Genomic DNA, 17,613 nt, shown 5'->3' with positions numbered 1-17,613 from the left:
AGATAAAAAAGTGTATAATTTCGTAACACTTTACTAAAGGAAAAGCTTTGCTTGATCTCTCTTTGATTATGCTTGGCGCCGGAAATTCCACTCGTTTTGGTTTGCAATCAAAAAAACAGTGGCTAAGAACCGGCGATGATCCACTTTGGCTTTATGCCACAAAAAATATTAGTTCAAACTACTTATTTAAAGATGTCATAGTTGTCTCAAATGAATGTGAATATATGTGCAAATTCAGTAGTCATTTTAAATTTATAAAAGGCGGAGAAACAAGGCAAGATAGCCTTAGAAATGCTATTTCCAATATAAATAGCGAGTTCGTAATGGTAAGCGATATAGCAAGAGCGGATATACCAAAAGAGCTTATAACTAAACTTATAGAATCGGCTCATAATGCAGATTGCATAGTTCCGGCCCTTAAAATTTCTGATAGCGTAATATATCAAAACGAATACATAAACAGAGATGAATTAAAACTGATTCAGACTCCTCAACTATCACGCACAAATATGCTTAAAAAAGCATTAAAAACAGATAATATTTTTACAGATGACAGCTCTGCTATAAAAGCTATAGGGGGAACAGTCTGGTATATAGAAGGTGATGAAAGAGCAAAAAAACTTACTTATAAAGATGACTTAAAACGCCTAAACTTGAATTCTCCATCAAATGACATATTTTGCGGAAACGGTTTTGACGTGCATGCTTTTAAAGAAGGTGATTTTATAACTCTTTGCGGTGTCAAAATACCGTATTCAAAAGCTTTTATAGCTCACAGCGATGGAGACGTTGCTTTACACGCGCTTTGTGATGCGCTTCTTGGAGCTGCTAGCGCTCCTGATATAGGTGAGCTTTATCCAGATAACGACTCTAAATTTAAAGACATAGATTCAAAAATACTTTTGCAAAATAGCGTAAATTTAATAAGAAGCATAGGTTTTGATATCATAAACGCAGATATCACCATAATAGCACAAAGTCCGAAAATATCACCATACAAAGATGCTATGGCAAAAATAGTTGCCGATATATTAGGCATTCCTTTGCATAAAGTAAATATAAAAGCTACAACAACAGAACATCTTGGATTTATAGGAAGAAACGAGGGAATCGCTGCAAATGCGATTGTAAATTTAAAATACTTTAACTGGCGGAACGTTTTATGAAAGTTTTAATCATAGAAAACGAAATATACCTAGCTCAAAGCATATCTAGCAAACTAGCCGACTTTGGATATAGCTGTGAGATTGCGTCTTGCACAACAGATGCGCTAAAAGACGATAAATTCGATGTTGTGTTACTCTCTACGGGACTTATCGGACAAGATTTTTATCAAGTTATTAAAAAACACTCAAGATCTATAATAATACTTCTTATAAGTTACATTAGCAACGATACAGTATCTAATCCGATAAAAGCCGGGGCTGATGATTATATACAAAAACCATTTATGATAGAAGAGTTAGTAAGAAAAATAAAGCTATTTGAATCATACAAAAAATATGAAATACTAAACAAAACATATCAAAGTCTTATAGAGTCGTTTGTTAAAACATACAAAACACCAAAATACGACTTCAAAAAGCTAAGAATGCCGTTTTTGATAGTAACGGACAAAAATCAATATGCGGATAGCTTTGTTTTTAATTATGCAAAAGAGTTAAATTTGGCTTATGAAATCATAGACTTAGATAGTGAAAATACTGCAGATATAATAAAAAATTTAAAACCGAACTCATTTATATATATAACGGAATTTGATAAATTAAAAGCAGATAGTAGAGACGAGTTTTTAAACTTAATATCAAATCAAAATGTAGTCATATCTTCAAACGTGGATCTGAATATTTTAAATTTAGATAAAGTTATCATAAATACAAACGATAAAGGTTTGCAAGCCGATGAGATTTTGACAATAGATGAATATGTAAAACATATGATACTTTGCTATCAAGACACATTTCCAGATACCGAACTTTCTAAAAGACTTGGTATTTCTAGAAAATCACTCTGGGAGAAGAGAAAAAAGCATGATCTCACAAAGAAAAAATAGTACGATTTTAATAAATCAAGAAGCGTATGGAACGCTGGTATTAATCCAAAATCAAATTCTAAGTAAATTTACAAGACTTATGAATGAAAAAGAAGCAAAAATATCTGAAGAAAGCGGATACTTTGAAGGCGAACCGATGCCTTACGCATATACGTTTGCGCCATATGGAAAAAGAAATCAAGAAACCATAAAAAATGCCAAAAAAGGCGATAGAATAGATATTTTAAAAGATAACCAAATAATAGGCCATATCATTGTTTCATCGATATTTAAACTGAGCAATATTACTCACAGCATATTTAGAGCAAGAGATATCGAACTACCAGAAAACCAAAGAGCCGGTGAGTTTGCGGTAAGTGGCGAATTTGTGATATACAAAGATGATTTAAGACAGATAAAAAAGAACATTCATAATATAATCAAACAAAAAAATATCAAAAAAGTAACCGCTCTTATGCTCACAGCAGATCCATTTCACAGACTTCATGAAAGACTTGTGAGAATGACCATAGACAAAGCAGATATCACAATTTTATTTCTTATACGAACATTTGGAAGCGATAGACGACTCAGTTTCGATCTTAGAAAAAGAACACTTGAACTATTTAGAGATAATTTTTTACCCAGAGAAAGAGTTATTATAGTTCCTTTTGAAAATACATATCTGTTTAGTGATCATATAAATCCTGTTTTAGAGTGCTTGGCTGCACATAATTTCGGTGCTACAAAACTTGTAGTAGGACAAAATCACGGCGGAATAGGAATGTTTTATAATGATAATCAAGCAAACACGGTATTAGACAAATATGCAAAAGATCTAAATATCGATATTATCATTATGCCTGAGCTAGTTTATTGTAATCAGTGCCGCACTATAGTGAGCATTAAAACCTGCCCTCACGGACAGCATCATCATATAAAATATCATCCTCAAACTCTTAAAGAACTACTATTTGAAGGTATCATACCTCCTGCTATTCTTATGAGAAAAGAGATTTCATCTATGATTTTAAGCGAACTTTTTCCAAATAAATTTAAAAACCTACAAAAAATTTATGATGATCTGTTTCCAAATTCCGGTATATTAGAGAGTCATAGCCAAAGAGAGTTTTATGAAGAGCTTATGAGGCTCTATCAAACAACATCTTTAACTTAAATTAAAATAAGGATATTTTAGTGCAAAAGCTATTTTTAACATTTTTTTACGTTGGACTTATGAAGCCGGCTCCAGGAACTTGGGGAAGTATAGCAGGCGCGGTTATTGCAGTTTTAATACTGAAATATTTAGGCGCACAAACTCTATTTTTAGCTTCTATTTTACTATTTTTAGCTTCTATAAATATAATAAATAAATACGAAGAAACAACCAAAGAGCACGATCAAAGCCATATAGTTATAGATGAAGTAGCAGGTGTTTGGTTAGCTATCAGCATAAGTTCTGCTAGTTGGTTGGCCATAATTTTATCGGTTATATTTTTTAGAATACTTGACATAACAAAGCCTAGCATAATAGGAAGAGTCGATAAAAACGTAAAAGGCGGTCTTGGCGTTATGGGTGATGATATGATAGCAGGAGCGTTTGCCGGATTAATGAGCGCCATTTGCTACTGGGTATTACTTAAAATCTAGTTCGCCTTGCTATACCGTTTCTTTCATATTTATCAATCTCATTTCCGTATTTAGAGTTTGATTTTTTAATCTCGTTGTCTATATATGCTATTATTTTAGCATCTGAGTTTTTATGTGCTGCAACAAGTGCTATAAAACGCAGATATATCTTTGATTCTGGAGGAGCTTTGCCGTCTAGCTTAGGAGGTATTTTAAAGTTTTTAATGAAGTATTGAGACGCTTTGAAAATATCCTCTTTTGTAGATTTTTTATCTGAAACAATAGATATAAGATCTTCTATATCAAGACCTTTGCTATCTTTATTTATAGCTATATGTACAGTTTTTGCTTTTGGTTTGTTTTTTGCAACCATAACTATAACTAATATAAAAATAATAATTAAAGCAATGATAATTAAAGCTATAATTCCAGATATCAATTTTTCATTCAAGCTAATACCTTTTTTGTAAAATTTTAAAAAAGCCCAAAATGGGCTTCAAGTAAGATAGTAAGAACTTTATAAATTCTTACTATACTTTTTATTTCTATAAGCTAATAAACTTATAACTATCATTACAGCAAATGCTACCCAAACAAAATTTGGAACTGGAACTGGATCTCCTGCAGCATAACTATGCATACCAGACAAATAGAAATTTACGCCAAAATAAGTCATAATAATAGACAAATATCCAAACATAGATGCCACTGCAAATGCATACTGAGAGTTTACTTTAGGGACAAATCTCATATGAACGATGGCAGCGTAAACTAATATACTAACCAAAGCCCAAGTCTCTTTACTATCCCAACCCCAATATCTACCCCAGCTTTCATTTGCCCAAACTCCGCCTAAAAAGTTACCAAACACAAGAAGGCTTAATCCAAGTATCATCGCCATCTCATTTATCCTAGTAGCCTCTAAGATATTTCTTGAAAGTTCACTATTTTCTTTTTTACCTTGTAAGGCAAATAGAACAAGAGTAAATAATCCAAGAAGCGAACAAAGACCTAAAAATCCATAACTAGCAGTTATAACGCTAACATGTATAGTAAGCCAGTAGCTTTGAAGCACAGGAACTAAAGTAGTGATCTGAGGATCTATCCAGCTTAAGTGAGCAACAAATAGAGTCACACCCGCTAAAATAGAAGTCAAAGCCAAAGATATAGCAGAACTTCTAGCAAAAACCATACCGCTAAATGCTAATGACCAAGCTATAAACACCATACTTTCATAGCTATCGCTCCATGGAGCATGCTCAGCTATATACCATCTAAGTCCAAGACCTATAGTATGAGCCGCAAAAGCTAAAATATTTATAATATAAACTATCTTGAATACTGAATTTATCTTAATTTTTGGTCTTATCATTCTTGTGAATACAACTATAAGAAGAGCAAAACCGGCTAAAAGATATACGGGCGTTAAATTTTGGAATATCTTGTATTTATTGAAAGCAAGTTCAAGTTCTATTTTCTTCTGATTCGGCATAACAGCCGCGCCATACTTCTTTTGATAATCTTTTATATCGTTTAAAGTTTTATCCGCTTTTTCCCAATTTCCGCTATCTTGAGCTATAGCCACTCCATCAAAGTAATTTTGCAATAAAGTAGTCACTTCCCTTGCTTCGCTAGGAGAGAAACTCATTATAGCTCCAGCCGGAGAAAACCATGTATTATTTACATCATCTTTTTTAGGTATTACTCTAAATAACTCGCCCATAAATACCATATAAAGTATATTTAATTTTTCATCCGCTTTTATAACATCTTTATCAAACTGATTTCTAGCTCCAGGAGATTTTCTATTTGCTAGTTCGCTGTATTTTATCAGCTTATACTCCATATTGTCACTGCTATCTTTAGTAAAGAAATCGTTAAAACTTGCATATTTTTGATTTATAGGCATTTCTAATACTTTTTTCAGCTCTTTATCTGTTATTTTGATAATAGGTACATTTCTCCAATAAGACGAATTTACCATCATAGACAAAAAAACAGAATTTGCGTTCATAGAATTGTAATTATCACTTCTGTATAGTTTATTTAATACTTCATGACTAACCGTATCAAAAGGTTTCATTCTACCATCGGCACTTTGAACAACTATAGTTGAGATATTTTGTGCATGTTCTTTAGATATAGTAGGAAGCGAATTATAAGCTTGCAGATCACTAACTCCAAATATTACGCTACAGGCTATCAAGAATACAGCGGCATTTTTAATATTTGCTTCATTAACTAATTTAGCTAATTTTCTAAATCTTGAATACGGATTTAAAATATTTAAAAATAATCCTAAACCTAGTAAAAAATATCCTATGTAAGTTGGAATTTTACCCGGGTCTTTATTTACTGAAAGAATAGTTCCTAACTCATCCATATCATAACTGCTTTGAAAAAATCTATACCCACTATGATCTAAAACGTGGTTCATATAAATTTTATAATCCATATTTAAATCCCCATCTTTAACTATAACATCGCTACTATAACTCATAGGAGAGTTTGAACCTGGATATCTTTTTAATTCAAAATCTTTAAGATAAAGAGAAAACGGAAGTTTTATCATCATAGGAGACCAAGTAGCCTCAAAATTCTTACCGCCTACAACTACGGTATCGCCTGGCATAAAATTAAGCATAGATATTTCTTTACTATCTCCATTATAACTTAAAGTAGCTATGATAGCGTCTGAGCCGCGCTCATTATCACTTACTTGTCTAACTCCTTTTATGGCTGAAGCAAGCATGGTTTTAGGAGCAAAATTTATACCGTCGATACTATACAATCTTAATCCCTCAAAAGGTACTATTTTATCTTTTGGTATAGAGCCTCTACTCATATCGCTCATTTGCATATAATCTATATTTTGATTTGTTTTAATAAAAAACTTACCGTCTTTTAAAACTATATTTATAAATTTAGATTGCTTTGGAGTATCATTAAATGTAAAACTGATATCGCCTACTTCGATACTTTCATTTTCTTTTAAAGTAACTGATCTACTATTTGTATCATTAGAAAATATAAGCTCCAAAACAGGCTCACCTTTATCACTTTGAACCCATGCCGAGGTAGCATTTGGCATAAAACTTTTATAGGTTAAAATAGCCGGTTTATTATCTACATCAAGAGATAATTTAAAACTATTTCCCCAAGCGCTTGAGATATATTTTGGCTCTGAAGCTATATAAGTTTTTCCCTCATCAAAACTTTTTAGCTGAATATAGCTTTGAGAAGTTGAAATTTCATTACTCTCGCCGCTTTCTCTTATATGCATTTGGCCTTCAAAACCGATATATCTAGTAAGAGCAGCGCCTAAAAGTATAAAAATAAAACTAACATGGAATATAAGCGCAGGTAGTTTTTTTAAATTTAAAAGTTTGTATCTAACTATATTGTATGCAAGATTTGCGCCAAGCAAAAGCTGAACTAAAGCAAACCACCCAGCACCATAAACTATAGCCCATGCAGTTTGAGTATTATAAACACTTTCTATAATAGTTGCTACACCGCTACTAATAGCAAATATTAAAAAAAGTATAACAGCGGAGCCCATACTTAAAAATAATTTTTTAAAAATATCCATTAAAATCCTTAAAATTTTGTCACGTCTGGCTAAATTCTATTACCAAAAAATAAATATTTTGCTAATACTTTCAAGCACCTAAATATTTTTTCTTAATTTCATCATTGCCTATCATATCTTTTGAGTTACCTTCCATAACTATATGACCATTTTCAAGCACATATGTATAATCACTAATTTTAAGTGCCAAAAAAGCATTTTGTTCAACTAAAAGTATAGTTATACCTTCTTCTTTTAGCTTTAAAATTATGTCAAAAACTTCGCCGACTATCTTTGGAGCTAGTCCTAAACTTGGCTCATCTAGCATAAGAAGTTTTGGCTCGCTCATTAAAGCTCGCGATATAGCCAACATCTGAGCCTCACCACCGCTTAAAGTACCGGCTAATTGATCTTTTTTCTGCCTAAGACGCGGAAAAAACTCATACATCGCATCTCTTAAGTGTTCATAATTTTCTGAATTATTAAAAGCTCCCATTTTTAAATTTTCTTCTACTGTTAAATTTATAAAAACTCTTCTTCCTTCAGGAACTAACGATATTCCTTGTCTTACTATGGTGTGCGTTTGGTGGCGTCTTGTTTCATAACCCAAAAAACTTATTTCTCCGGTTCTTTTAACTGAGTTTATAAGGGCGTTTAAAGTAGATGTTTTACCAGCTCCGTTTGAGCCTATCAAACTTACTATTTGACCGGTTTCAACGCTGAAATTTATACCTTTGACTGCTTCTATAACACCGTAATATACGTGTAAATTTTTAACATTTATCATTCTAAAAAATCTCCCAAATAAGCAGTTATAACATCTTTATTTTGTACGGCATCACTAGGAAGCCCTTCAAATATCACTTTACCATAATCCAAAACTAAAACTTTATCACATAGTCTATTTACAAATTTCATATCATGCTCAATCAATAAAATACTAAGCTTATTTTTATTTCTTAAACTAAATATCAACTCTGCTAATTCGTCCGTTTCGCTAGGATTCATACCGGCGGCTGGCTCATCTAATAATAACAGCTTAGGATTCGTAGCTAAAGCTCTTGCTATTTCGACTTTACGCTGCTGACCGTAGCTAAGGCTATTTGCAAATTCATTTCTAAATTTGAAAATACCAAGTTCTTCAAGAATCTCCGAAGCTCTTTGTTTGGCTAAATTTTCAGACTTTCTAAAACGTCCTATATGAGAAATTGCTTCTAAAAAGCTGTATTTTGTAGAGTTGTTTAAACCTATCAAAACATTGTCTAAAACACTAAGAGAGCTAAAAAGTCTGATATTTTGAAATGTTCTTGCTATACCTAAACTAACTATTTTATGAGGTTTAACACTATTTAATAAAATAGAATTAAATCTTATTTCACCGCTAGTTGGAGTGTATGCTCCGGTTATTATATTAAACATAGTGGTTTTTCCGGCGCCATTTGGTCCTATAAGACCGAAAATTTCACCTTCTGAAACACCAAAACTTGTCTTTGCGATAGCTTGAACTCCACCAAAACTCTTACTGATATCTTTTAGTTCAAGTATCATTTACCGACCTTTTTAAATTTATTAAATAATTCTCCAAGCTCCATTTGTCCCATAATTCCTCGTCTAGCAAACAGCATTACAAATATTAGCACTACTGAAAATACCACCATTCTAAGACCCGGAAAAGCAGGAGTTTCATAGCCAAATATATTCATAGGTTCATCTAAAAATCTCAACCACTCGCTTCCTCCTATAACCAAAATCGTTCCTAGTATTGCTCCGGTCGTACTTCCAAGACCTCCAAGAACTATAATGATAAGAAGTTGGAACGTAAACATAAATGTAAATTGATCCGGGCTTACGCTGCCTAAAAGCCCGACCAAAAGAGCACCCCCTACACCTTCAAAAAACGCGCTCACACAAAAAGCCAATGTTTTGACTCTGAATGTATTTATACCCATAGCAGTTGCGGCGTCCTCATCATCTCTTACTGCTTTCATAGCTCTTCCGAATTTTGAGTATATTAAATTTAAAATAGCGACAACAGCTATTATCGCCACCGATCCGCTATAAAATATATTTGTGTATCTGCTAATATTTCCATCCCCATCTACTCTTAAAACTTCATTTAAGCCAAGAGAGCCATTTGTATAAGCAGGAAAATTTACAGCTAAAAGCTGGATAATAAAACCAAATCCAAGCGTAACTATAGCAAGATAATCCCCTCTTACCCGAAAAACAGGCATAGCTAGGATTAACGCTAAGATAGTAGCGCATATACCACTAACTAGCATAGCAAAAATAAAATTTGTAGTATGAATAGCTAAAATGATACTTGAAGGTTCAGTTACGTCAAACTGATATAGTTTTGAATCTGAGTTTAAAAGCAAAAGAGCTGCCGCATAAGCTCCGATCGCAACAAAACCATTTGGCTCAAGACTAAATTGACCAGTTACTCCATTTATGAGGTTATAACTTATAGCTAGGATTATAAAAATAGCGATATTATTTACTATTCTTAGGGAATATTCACTAAAATAACTATTGCTTAGAAAAAGAAAACCGACTGCCAAAGCTACAAATAAAACATATCTAAATTTACAAATACACATTATTAAAACCTACTTTTTTCAAAATTATATCCAAGAATTCCAGTTGGTTTAAAAAGTAAAACTAATATCAAAAATATAAACGCAAACGCATCTTTAAATCCAGCTAAATCAGGAAATAAAGCAACCGCTACGACCTCTGTAAATCCTATGATAAATCCACCCAGCACTGCTCCTCCAACACTTCCTATACCGCCTAACACAGCAGCCGCAAACGCCTTTAGTCCTATCAAAACTCCCATAAGCGGATCTATACTAGGGTAATTTAAAGCCCAAAATACACCGCCTATGGCAGCCAAAGACGAACCAAGAGCAAATACTATAGATATAATCATATTTGCATCGATTCCCATAAGATTAACCGTGCTTATATCAAACGCAAGAGCTCTAATTGCCATTCCGTATTTTGTTCTATAAAGTATAAAAAGTACGACAGAGAGTAAAAAAAGTGTGATAATCGGTACTAAAATAGCAGTCATAGCTAAGTTAACAGATCCTATAGTAACTAATTGTTCAAAATAAGACGGTACCGGAAATGATCGAGGAGTTCCGCCAAATATCACTTGAAAAACATTTTCCAGTAAAAAACTAATACCGATAGCCGTGATAAGAAGTGAGATTCTAGGAGCTTTTCTAAGCGGTTTATAAGCTACTCTATCTGTAAATACTCCTAAAATAATAGCAACTGTTATAGCAAACAAAAGCGCAAATCCAAAAGGAAGGCTAAGACTAGTCATAGAAAAAAGAGCGGCATACGCTCCAACCATCATTATATCCCCATGAGCAAAATTTATAAGTCTTAAAACTCCATAAACCATAGTATAACCTATCGCTATAAGAGCATACATAGAGCCTAAACTAAAACCATTTACCATCTGTTGGAGAAAAAGTGAGCTATCCATAATTTTCCTACTTTTATTTAAAACTTCAAATTTAATTTACTTTTTTAAATACCAAATTTGATAATTAAAAAAGTAAATTTCATATGCTTTTACCACTAAAAAATTTATCGTTATAAATGCCACAAAAGAAACCTAAACTAAATTATTAACAGAAGTATCTTGAGATTATTTTAGCAGCTATAAAGTAAAAATCTATACTAGAAGGCTTACTTCTAGTACATAAACTTATTATATGAATTTTCACTAAAATAACTCAAGAAACAATATGTGAAAATTAAGGATTCACGGTATCTTTATATACAGCTCTCCCATCCTTTACCTCTTTTATAACGACTGAACGGATAGCATTTCCTTTAGAATCTATGTTTATAATACCAGAAACACCTTCAAAATTTTTGGTCTCTTTGATCTTTTTATTAACACATTCTCTATCTTCTGGATTCTCGCATCTATTCATGGCATCCACCATCAAAAAATATGAATCAGCACCTAAAGCAGTAAATCCAGGAACATTTCCATCGCCTTTTTCTTTAGTATAAGCAGCCACAAACTCTTTGCTTTTATCTGTTGGGGGATTTGAACTATCAAACGCATCCGTATAAAAGTATCCATTCGAAGCATCTCCAGCAAGCTCTATAAACGTATCATTTGATACGCCATCGCCGCTTGCAAATTGAGTTTTTAAGCCTATTTGTCTTGCTTGGCGCACTACCAAAGCTGCCTCAGGATGGTAAAACGGCATATACACTATACTTGGATTTAAACTTCCTATTTGAGATACTATAGCTTTGAAATCTTTATCTCCGCTACTTATCTTAAGTTCTTTTAAAACTTTTCCGCCATCTTTTTCATACTGTTTTTTAAATGCTTTTGCAAGTCCGATCGAATAAGAAGTCGATTGATCTACTACAACCACTGCAGTTTTTAAGCCTAAACTTTTAGCAGCGTAAGTAGCAAAGCTAGTACCTTGAAAAGAGTCCATAAAAGTAACTCGAGCACCGTATTTTGCGCGGTCAAGCAGTTTATCGGCAGTTGCTGCTGGAGCTATCATAGGTACTTTTTTCTCATCTGCTATTTGAAGCACTTGCTGAGTATTTCCAGTGACCATGGCTCCTATTAAGCCAGTAACTTTATCATCACTTACTAGTCTTGTAGTAGCTGTTGTGGTTTCTACCTTATCACCTTTATTATCTACCAAAATTAACTTTAGCGTATCTCCATTTTTTAAAGTTGGCTCTAATTTATTCGCCATCTCTATACCTGCCCACGCTGTTTGACCATATGCTGCAACAGCTCCTGTGATAGGCATAACAACGCCTATTTTAATCTCTTTTGCCATCAACGAAGTAGCAGCTACTAAAGCAATAGATGCTACAAGTGAAATTTTCTTCATATATACTCCTTGTTTTGCTATAATTTTAGATAATACATAAATTTATCTTAATATAACAGATAATTAGATATAAATTTTAAAAAAATTTAAAGCAGTGTAACAATTCGAAATACAGAACCGAATTATGGTCAATTGACCATAATGCTACTCAAGATAACTTCCTTGTTGAGTAGGCTTTGTACTTATATTGCTATTTTTTATATTATCTTCAATGGCAAATGCGTCATTTCCTTTTATATAGGCTATTATATCTCCGACTTGAGAAAAATTTACATTTTTTGCCATAGGCTGCATAATATATTTTAATTTACCGCCAAAAGTAGGATCTGAATTATAACCAGACATAGATGCAGAAATATCTTCTGCACTCATGTCGGCTAAACGCTGAGATACTCCCATAGCCCTACTTGTTCCTTTGTCTCCATGGCAATGCTTGCAATTTGCATTATAAAGCTCTTCACCTTTACTAGCATTGTAAGCTCTATTTTTATCTACTCCTATATTTATAAATCCACCGCTATTATCTTGTGGAGATTTTTTATAGACATTTATCGATACGTTTTCATCTTTTGCGTACTTTTCCACAAGAGCCTTAAGCTCTTTGCCAAAATCACCTTTAGCTTCTATAACATAGCTACTATCATCAGCTAGATCAGCAGCATACATAAAACATGCGAGACAGATGAAAAGTAACGGTTTTTTAAGAAAATTCATAATATTCCTTATGGATTAAATTTATTTAATTATACAGAATATTTTTTTAATAGTTGATAAAAAGAGTATTTAAATTTAAAAAGATTTAAGGATAATAGACCCGAACAAGTCGGGTCATAGAGATTAGAATACGTATTTAGCTTCAAATCTGAAGTGATCGTTTTTGAAATCGTTTTTGCCATCTATCTCATCTATTTGGTAATGAGACCAGAAAGCTTGGAATTTAAGTTTTTTGCTGTATGCATAGCTAACTCTAGGAACTACTTCGTAAGCATTAACTTTACCGTTTGAAGTAGCTTTAGTAATTTTACCATTTACATAATCAATACCAACTCTGAATTTATCAAAAGTATATCCAAGAGCTCCAAACCAGTAGTGGTTGTCGCCGTAAAAGAATGAGTAAGTATCAAATAGATCTTCACCAGCCTCTATAAATGAACCTTGATCTTCAAAAGACACAACAGAAACTTTTTTATCATCAGCTGATAAATCAACATAACCAGCTCTGAAATCTACACCATAAGCTTTAGCCATAGCTTCGATAGCCCAGAAAGTAGCGTCATCAGCTAAATTATTTGTGCCTTTTTTGAAATCGCTATCTATGCTTGAGCCAGCGAATTGTCCGTGCAATCCAAGATTTAAATCAGCAGTTGCATCAAAATTTATTGCAACGTCTATAGCGTATAGATCAGTAACATTTTCAAGCATAGCATACCATAGTTGGAAGCTAACTGGATCATAAGAACCGATAGCAGCTACGCCATAAAGGTTATTTTGGTAAGTATGTGAGCCATTTACTACTAGACCTTTAGTTCCTATGTTTGTATCAAGTTGCAAATCATCAAAAGCAATAGCAGCAAGAGTTAAACCTGTGATATCTGTATTAAGTACTTTAATACCTGTTCCTACCATATCATCAGTAAAGAATGTTCCAAGAACTTGGCGACCAGCTTGGATAGTTGTATTACCGGCTTTGTATCCTAATAGGAATTGTCTAACATTGAAAGTTTGACCATAGTTATCAAAACCTACATCTTGTTGTCCAACATTTGTTTGTCCGCCTGTTATATGATCACCTGAAACATCTCTACTATCATATCTAAAGCCTACTACACCAAAGAAGTTATCATCTAGTGCAGCTTTAAAGTTGAAGTCAGATTTAAATCTATGGTATGCTTTTGTATCTTTACCATTCATATCAGATTGAGCACTATCAAATCTGTACATTGCAAAACCAGATACATCAACATTTTTTATAGCTTCCTCAAGTGGAGTTGCAGATGCAACGGTAGATAAAGCACATGTAGCTACAACGGCAGCTAAACTCATTTTAACTAATTTCATTTTTTCTCCTTCTAAAAAGTTGTCAAGGCAATTTTAGTTGTAATTAACTTAAGAATAGATAAATTTTTAAAAAATAGTTACCGATTATTTACCAAATGAGAAATTTCGAGACATTTTGTACTATATTTTAGTATATAAATTTAAAAATCAGTTAAATATAATAAAGTAAAGCTATATGTAATTTGTACAAATACTATAATAAAAGAGTTACTTTTTAATAAAAATAAGTTTAAATTTAAATATTAAGAAAGACCCGAACAAGTCGGGTCATAGAAATTAGAATGAGTATTTAGCTTCAAATCTGAAGTGATCAGTTTTATCTTTACCAGCATTGTCTGGCTCTTCAGTTATATGTGACCACCAAGCTTTAAAATTAAGTTTTTTGCTATATGCATAGCTAACTCTACCGACTAACTCTGTTTTGTCTGTTTTAAGAATATTTGTTTTATTTTCACCATCGATGTAATCAACACCTACTCTATATTTCTCTAAGAAAGTATATCCTGCAGTAATGAACCAGTATTTGTTCTCACCATTGAATAATGTATAGTCTAATAGATCCTCGCCTGGTTTTATAAATGAACCAGCATCCTCATAAGATACAACAGAAACTTTATCTTTATCAGCTGAGAAGTCTATATAACCAGCGCTAAAGTCTATACCAAATCCTTCAGCAGTTGCTTCGATAGCCCATAAATTAGCATCATCTGCTGCGTTGTTTGTACCTCTTTTGAAATCGCTATCTATGCTTGAGCCAGCGAATTGTCCGTGCAATCCAAGATTTAAATCAGCAGTTGCATCAAAATTTATTGCAACGTCTATAGCGTATAGATCAGTAACATTTTCAAGCATAGCATACCATAGTTGGAAGCTAACTGGATCATAAGAACCGATAGCAGCTACGCCATAAAGGTTATTTTGGTAAGTATGTGAGCCATTTACTACTAGACCTCTACTTCCGATATCTGGATCATTTTGTAAATCATCAAAAGCAACGGCAGCAAGAGTTAAACCTGTGATATCTGTATTAAGTACTTTAATACCTGTTCCTACCATATCATCAGTAAAGAATGTTCCAAGAACTTGGCGACCAGCTTGGATAGTTGTATTACCGGCTTTGTATCCTAATAGGAATTGTCTAACATTGAAAGTTTGACCAAAATCCTCAGCACCTGCGTCATTAACACCAACTTGTGTTTGTCCGCCTGTTATATGATCACCTGAAACATCTTTGCTATCATATCTAAGACCTAAAACAGCGAAAAAATTGTCATCTAAAGCAGTTTTGAAATCTACGTAAGATGTAAATCTATGGCTAGCTTTTGTATCACTGCCTTGATTACCATTTGCATCAACTTTTGTGCTATCAAATCTATATCTAGCAAAACCAGATACATCAACATTTTTTATAGCTTCCTCAAGTGGAGTTGCAGACGCAACACTTGTAAGAGCACCGGCAGCTACTATAGCGGCTAAGCTCATTTTAACTAATTTCATTTTTTCTCCTTCTAAAATGTGTTATGGGTAATTTTAATTGTAATTTGCTTAAAAAAAGATAAATTTCATACATTTTATTGATAATATCTACCAAAATATATATTTAGGTGAGATTTGTTACTAATCTCACCTAGAAATTTTAGAAAGGAGTTAAAATTCGGATTGCTTCTGAAATTATAAATAAATTTAGTAAATGCTCGGTAATTATATAGATAAATCAGAAATTTAGTTTTTCCGCCACAGGAGCTGCGATTTTAGACTGTTTGCTTTTATCTCTTTTATGTACTTTTAAAATTTGTTTTGATTTTTCAGGATTTGCATAATTTTGTATGATAAGACTTATGTAGGTAATCTTGCTGCCTTCTATCTGAGCATACACCAAATCACCTACTTTAAACCCGTTTTCACTAGAAATAGCACTTGCAAATTTAAGCTTTGAATTTGATGTTTCAATACCGCGTATATCATACTTCCAACCTCCTTCGGCTTGTTCAATTTTAGCAATAGTTCCTTTTATATATTTCGGAATTACTTTTGCGACCGGAGGTTTTGGCGTTGGTTTTGGTTTTGGTGCGGAAGTAACTCCGCACCCAGAAAAAGCAAACATACTTAAAACTGAAATTACAAGCATATTACGCAGTGACATTTAAGGTGTTACCTCCTAATTCGGATATGCGTTGATTTATCTGAGAAATTGCCTTAGACATAGTTTCTTGCGATATATCAGGAAGTTTTGAACCCCATAGTTTCTCGGCTTCGGTAAAACCTCTTTTAACTCCTTCTAATCCACTTTGAAGCTTTTCAAGATTATCTACAGCACCGCTTATAACAAAACCTGCTATTCTATCAGCAGTATTTGTAACTCCAAAATACCCATTTTCTGATATCAAAGCTTTAGCTTCACCTTCACTTAAACTAGATATAGGTTTTCCGGTATAGCCTGTTTGTGATATATTTTTAGATATTAAATCACTTAAACCACTGCTAAGCCCGCTAGAATTATTGCTATTGCCCGGCATAAATGGCTCTGGAAGGCTAAATGACATAAGTCCAACTTGAACATTTATATTTCCTGAAGTATTACTGAAAGTGTTATTCTGAAACTGTAAAAAATAATTTTGGGTAATATTTTTTGCATCTATTTTTGAAGCACTTTCTTTAATTTTCTCTATATTTTCCGGTGAATCCGGTTTTATGTTTAAAAAACCGAACATACTATTGGAATTAAAATCACCTATTTGCATATTCTCTCCTTTTTATATTTAAAATATTATAATATCTCATATCTATAAATTTCATTTATTATAACAGATATTTTCTTATTTTCAAATCCATAATCGCTACTAAAAGCAAAAGATTCTATAAAGTTTTTAGCCAATCTTTGATCTAAATTCAGACTCATATGAGCATGAAACTCATCTTTTGAGATCCTATACTTATAAACAGCATTGCGTGGAAATTTATTTGGATCAAATAAAAAGCTATCTTTGGTCTCATCAAAACCAAAAATATAGACTTTGATATCTGAAATATTACCATTATCTATAGTCAAACTATTGGAAAATCGTACTTTGTTTTTAGGATTTGATTCTAAATTTAAAATCAACTCATCAAAACTTTTCACACAATCTTTGAAAACAAACATTTTTATAGAATTATCAAAAATATTTGTCTCATCTCTATTTTTAACAATATCTGAAATGATATAAAACCCTTGCATATGCTTTGAAGCGGTGATTTTATACTCATTAAAATTTCCGCTATAAGCGGCAGTTGTAGCGTCTGTTGCGCTATCATCTAAAATTTCTTCTATGATAAATGCTTTGTCCATATTTATCTCTTTTCATAGATTAGTTTAACTTAAGCATTTTGTATATCGGTAAAATTTGGATTTTTTTAAATTTGAAAGGAGTAGCTTCCAAGATAAGGAAGCT

The 17,613-nt window shown here is 32.7% G+C and carries 17 protein-coding genes; 4 read left to right on the top strand and 13 right to left on the bottom strand.

What is annotated here, in order from left to right:
• Nucleotides 1-47 precede the first annotated feature (47 nt).
• Genes DQN38_RS02055 through DQN38_RS02040 form a run of 4 tightly spaced genes read left to right on the top strand, consistent with a single transcriptional unit; the run spans nt 48 to nt 3,682 of the window.
• The gene (locus tag DQN38_RS02055) at nt 48-1,166 is read left to right on the top strand and encodes a bifunctional 2-C-methyl-D-erythritol 4-phosphate cytidylyltransferase/2-C-methyl-D-erythritol 2,4-cyclodiphosphate synthase (protein ID WP_038452889.1); all 1,119 of its coding nucleotides are present in this window, start codon (nt 48-50) and stop codon (nt 1,164-1,166) included.
• Nucleotides 1,163-2,053, top strand: coding sequence for a response regulator (locus tag DQN38_RS02050; RefSeq protein WP_002848607.1), 891 nt, complete (start codon nt 1,163-1,165; stop codon nt 2,051-2,053). The genes DQN38_RS02055 and DQN38_RS02050 overlap by 4 nt, the downstream gene beginning before the upstream one ends.
• Complete coding sequence (locus DQN38_RS02045) at nt 2,031-3,209, top strand: sulfate adenylyltransferase (protein WP_065843992.1); 1,179 nt, start codon at nt 2,031-2,033, stop codon at nt 3,207-3,209. Before DQN38_RS02050 ends, DQN38_RS02045 begins: the two co-directional genes overlap by 23 nt.
• Nucleotides 3,210-3,229: 20 nt before the next feature.
• A complete protein-coding gene (locus DQN38_RS02040; RefSeq protein WP_002848603.1) occupies nt 3,230-3,682 on the top strand; it encodes a phosphatidylglycerophosphatase A family protein in 453 nt (150 codons plus the stop codon).
• Here DQN38_RS02040 and DQN38_RS02035 read toward each other — a convergent pair.
• The 13 genes from DQN38_RS02035 to DQN38_RS01975 form a co-directional block, all read right to left on the bottom strand.
• Nucleotides 3,672-4,112 carry a hypothetical protein gene (locus tag DQN38_RS02035; protein WP_002848601.1) on the bottom strand — a complete coding sequence of 147 codons (441 nt, stop codon included), beginning with the start codon at nt 4,110-4,112 and terminating at the stop codon, nt 3,672-3,674. The two genes, DQN38_RS02040 and DQN38_RS02035, sit on opposite strands and share 11 nt — an antisense overlap.
• A gap of 66 nt (nt 4,113-4,178) precedes the next feature.
• Nucleotides 4,179-7,253, bottom strand: coding sequence for a cytochrome c biogenesis protein CcsA (locus DQN38_RS02030; RefSeq protein WP_002848599.1), 3,075 nt, complete (start codon nt 7,251-7,253; stop codon nt 4,179-4,181).
• A gap of 70 nt (nt 7,254-7,323) precedes the next feature.
• Nucleotides 7,324-8,019: an ABC transporter ATP-binding protein gene (locus tag DQN38_RS02025; protein ID WP_002848598.1), complete on the bottom strand. Its 696-nt coding sequence runs from the start codon at nt 8,017-8,019 to the stop codon at nt 7,324-7,326.
• Nucleotides 8,016-8,780 carry an ABC transporter ATP-binding protein gene (locus tag DQN38_RS02020; protein WP_002848597.1) on the bottom strand — a complete coding sequence of 255 codons (765 nt, stop codon included), beginning with the start codon at nt 8,778-8,780 and terminating at the stop codon, nt 8,016-8,018. The genes DQN38_RS02025 and DQN38_RS02020 overlap by 4 nt, the downstream gene beginning before the upstream one ends.
• On the bottom strand, nt 8,777-9,835 hold the full coding sequence (locus tag DQN38_RS02015) for a branched-chain amino acid ABC transporter permease (protein WP_372682840.1): 1,059 nt from the start codon (nt 9,833-9,835) through the stop codon (nt 8,777-8,779). Before DQN38_RS02015 ends, DQN38_RS02020 begins: the two co-directional genes overlap by 4 nt.
• Entirely contained in the window at nt 9,835-10,731 is an 897-nt protein-coding gene (locus DQN38_RS02010; RefSeq protein WP_065843993.1) for a branched-chain amino acid ABC transporter permease, read from the bottom strand. The genes DQN38_RS02015 and DQN38_RS02010 overlap by 1 nt, the downstream gene beginning before the upstream one ends.
• Before the next feature lie 274 nt (nt 10,732-11,005).
• Nucleotides 11,006-12,124: an ABC transporter substrate-binding protein gene (locus DQN38_RS02005; RefSeq protein WP_002848592.1), complete on the bottom strand. Its 1,119-nt coding sequence runs from the start codon at nt 12,122-12,124 to the stop codon at nt 11,006-11,008.
• Between the two features lie 144 nt (nt 12,125-12,268).
• On the bottom strand, nt 12,269-12,838 hold the full coding sequence (locus DQN38_RS02000; protein ID WP_002848590.1) for a c-type cytochrome: 570 nt from the start codon (nt 12,836-12,838) through the stop codon (nt 12,269-12,271).
• A gap of 123 nt (nt 12,839-12,961) precedes the next feature.
• A complete protein-coding gene (locus DQN38_RS01995) occupies nt 12,962-14,182 on the bottom strand; it encodes a major outer membrane protein (RefSeq protein ID WP_111738146.1) in 1,221 nt (406 codons plus the stop codon).
• A gap of 276 nt (nt 14,183-14,458) precedes the next feature.
• Nucleotides 14,459-15,679, bottom strand: coding sequence for a major outer membrane protein (locus tag DQN38_RS01990; protein ID WP_111738145.1), 1,221 nt, complete (start codon nt 15,677-15,679; stop codon nt 14,459-14,461).
• A gap of 217 nt (nt 15,680-15,896) precedes the next feature.
• Nucleotides 15,897-16,325 (bottom strand): hypothetical protein, encoded by a 429-nt coding sequence (locus tag DQN38_RS01985; protein WP_024305331.1) that lies wholly within the window; start codon nt 16,323-16,325, stop codon nt 15,897-15,899.
• Nucleotides 16,312-16,923 carry a hypothetical protein gene (locus DQN38_RS01980; protein WP_065844130.1) on the bottom strand — a complete coding sequence of 204 codons (612 nt, stop codon included), beginning with the start codon at nt 16,921-16,923 and terminating at the stop codon, nt 16,312-16,314. Before DQN38_RS01980 ends, DQN38_RS01985 begins: the two co-directional genes overlap by 14 nt.
• A gap of 26 nt (nt 16,924-16,949) precedes the next feature.
• A complete protein-coding gene (locus tag DQN38_RS01975; RefSeq protein ID WP_002848580.1) occupies nt 16,950-17,510 on the bottom strand; it encodes a DUF5416 family protein in 561 nt (186 codons plus the stop codon).
• Nucleotides 17,511-17,613 lie beyond the last annotated feature (103 nt).

The organism is Campylobacter fetus subsp. fetus (assembly GCF_900475935.1).
GTDB lineage: Bacteria > Campylobacterota > Campylobacteria > Campylobacterales > Campylobacteraceae > Campylobacter > Campylobacter fetus.
This window is presented reverse-complemented; position numbering and strand designations above follow the sequence as displayed.

What these genes read in the sequence shown, in the direction of transcription:
- DQN38_RS02050 (WP_002848607.1), top strand. Translation starts at nt 1,163, where the DNA reads ATGAAAGTTTTAATCATAGAAAACGAAATATACCTAGCTCAAAGCATA.
- DQN38_RS02045 (WP_065843992.1), top strand. Translation starts at nt 2,031, where the DNA reads ATGATCTCACAAAGAAAAAATAGTACGATTTTAATAAATCAAGAAGCG.
- DQN38_RS02030 (WP_002848599.1), bottom strand. Translation starts at nt 7,253, where the DNA reads ATGGATATTTTTAAAAAATTATTTTTAAGTATGGGCTCCGCTGTTATA.
- DQN38_RS02025 (WP_002848598.1), bottom strand. Translation starts at nt 8,019, where the DNA reads ATGATAAATGTTAAAAATTTACACGTATATTACGGTGTTATAGAAGCA.
- DQN38_RS02020 (WP_002848597.1), bottom strand. Translation starts at nt 8,780, where the DNA reads ATGATACTTGAACTAAAAGATATCAGTAAGAGTTTTGGTGGAGTTCAA.
- DQN38_RS02010 (WP_065843993.1), bottom strand. Translation starts at nt 10,731, where the DNA reads ATGGATAGCTCACTTTTTCTCCAACAGATGGTAAATGGTTTTAGTTTA.
- DQN38_RS02005 (WP_002848592.1), bottom strand. Translation starts at nt 12,124, where the DNA reads ATGAAGAAAATTTCACTTGTAGCATCTATTGCTTTAGTAGCTGCTACT.
- DQN38_RS02000 (WP_002848590.1), bottom strand. Translation starts at nt 12,838, where the DNA reads ATGAATTTTCTTAAAAAACCGTTACTTTTCATCTGTCTCGCATGTTTT.
- DQN38_RS01995 (WP_111738146.1), bottom strand. Translation starts at nt 14,182, where the DNA reads ATGAAATTAGTTAAAATGAGTTTAGCTGCCGTTGTAGCTACATGTGCT.
- DQN38_RS01990 (WP_111738145.1), bottom strand. Translation starts at nt 15,679, where the DNA reads ATGAAATTAGTTAAAATGAGCTTAGCCGCTATAGTAGCTGCCGGTGCT.
- DQN38_RS01985 (WP_024305331.1), bottom strand. Translation starts at nt 16,325, where the DNA reads ATGTCACTGCGTAATATGCTTGTAATTTCAGTTTTAAGTATGTTTGCT.
- DQN38_RS01980 (WP_065844130.1), bottom strand. Translation starts at nt 16,923, where the DNA reads ATGCAAATAGGTGATTTTAATTCCAATAGTATGTTCGGTTTTTTAAAC.
- DQN38_RS01975 (WP_002848580.1), bottom strand. Translation starts at nt 17,510, where the DNA reads ATGGACAAAGCATTTATCATAGAAGAAATTTTAGATGATAGCGCAACA.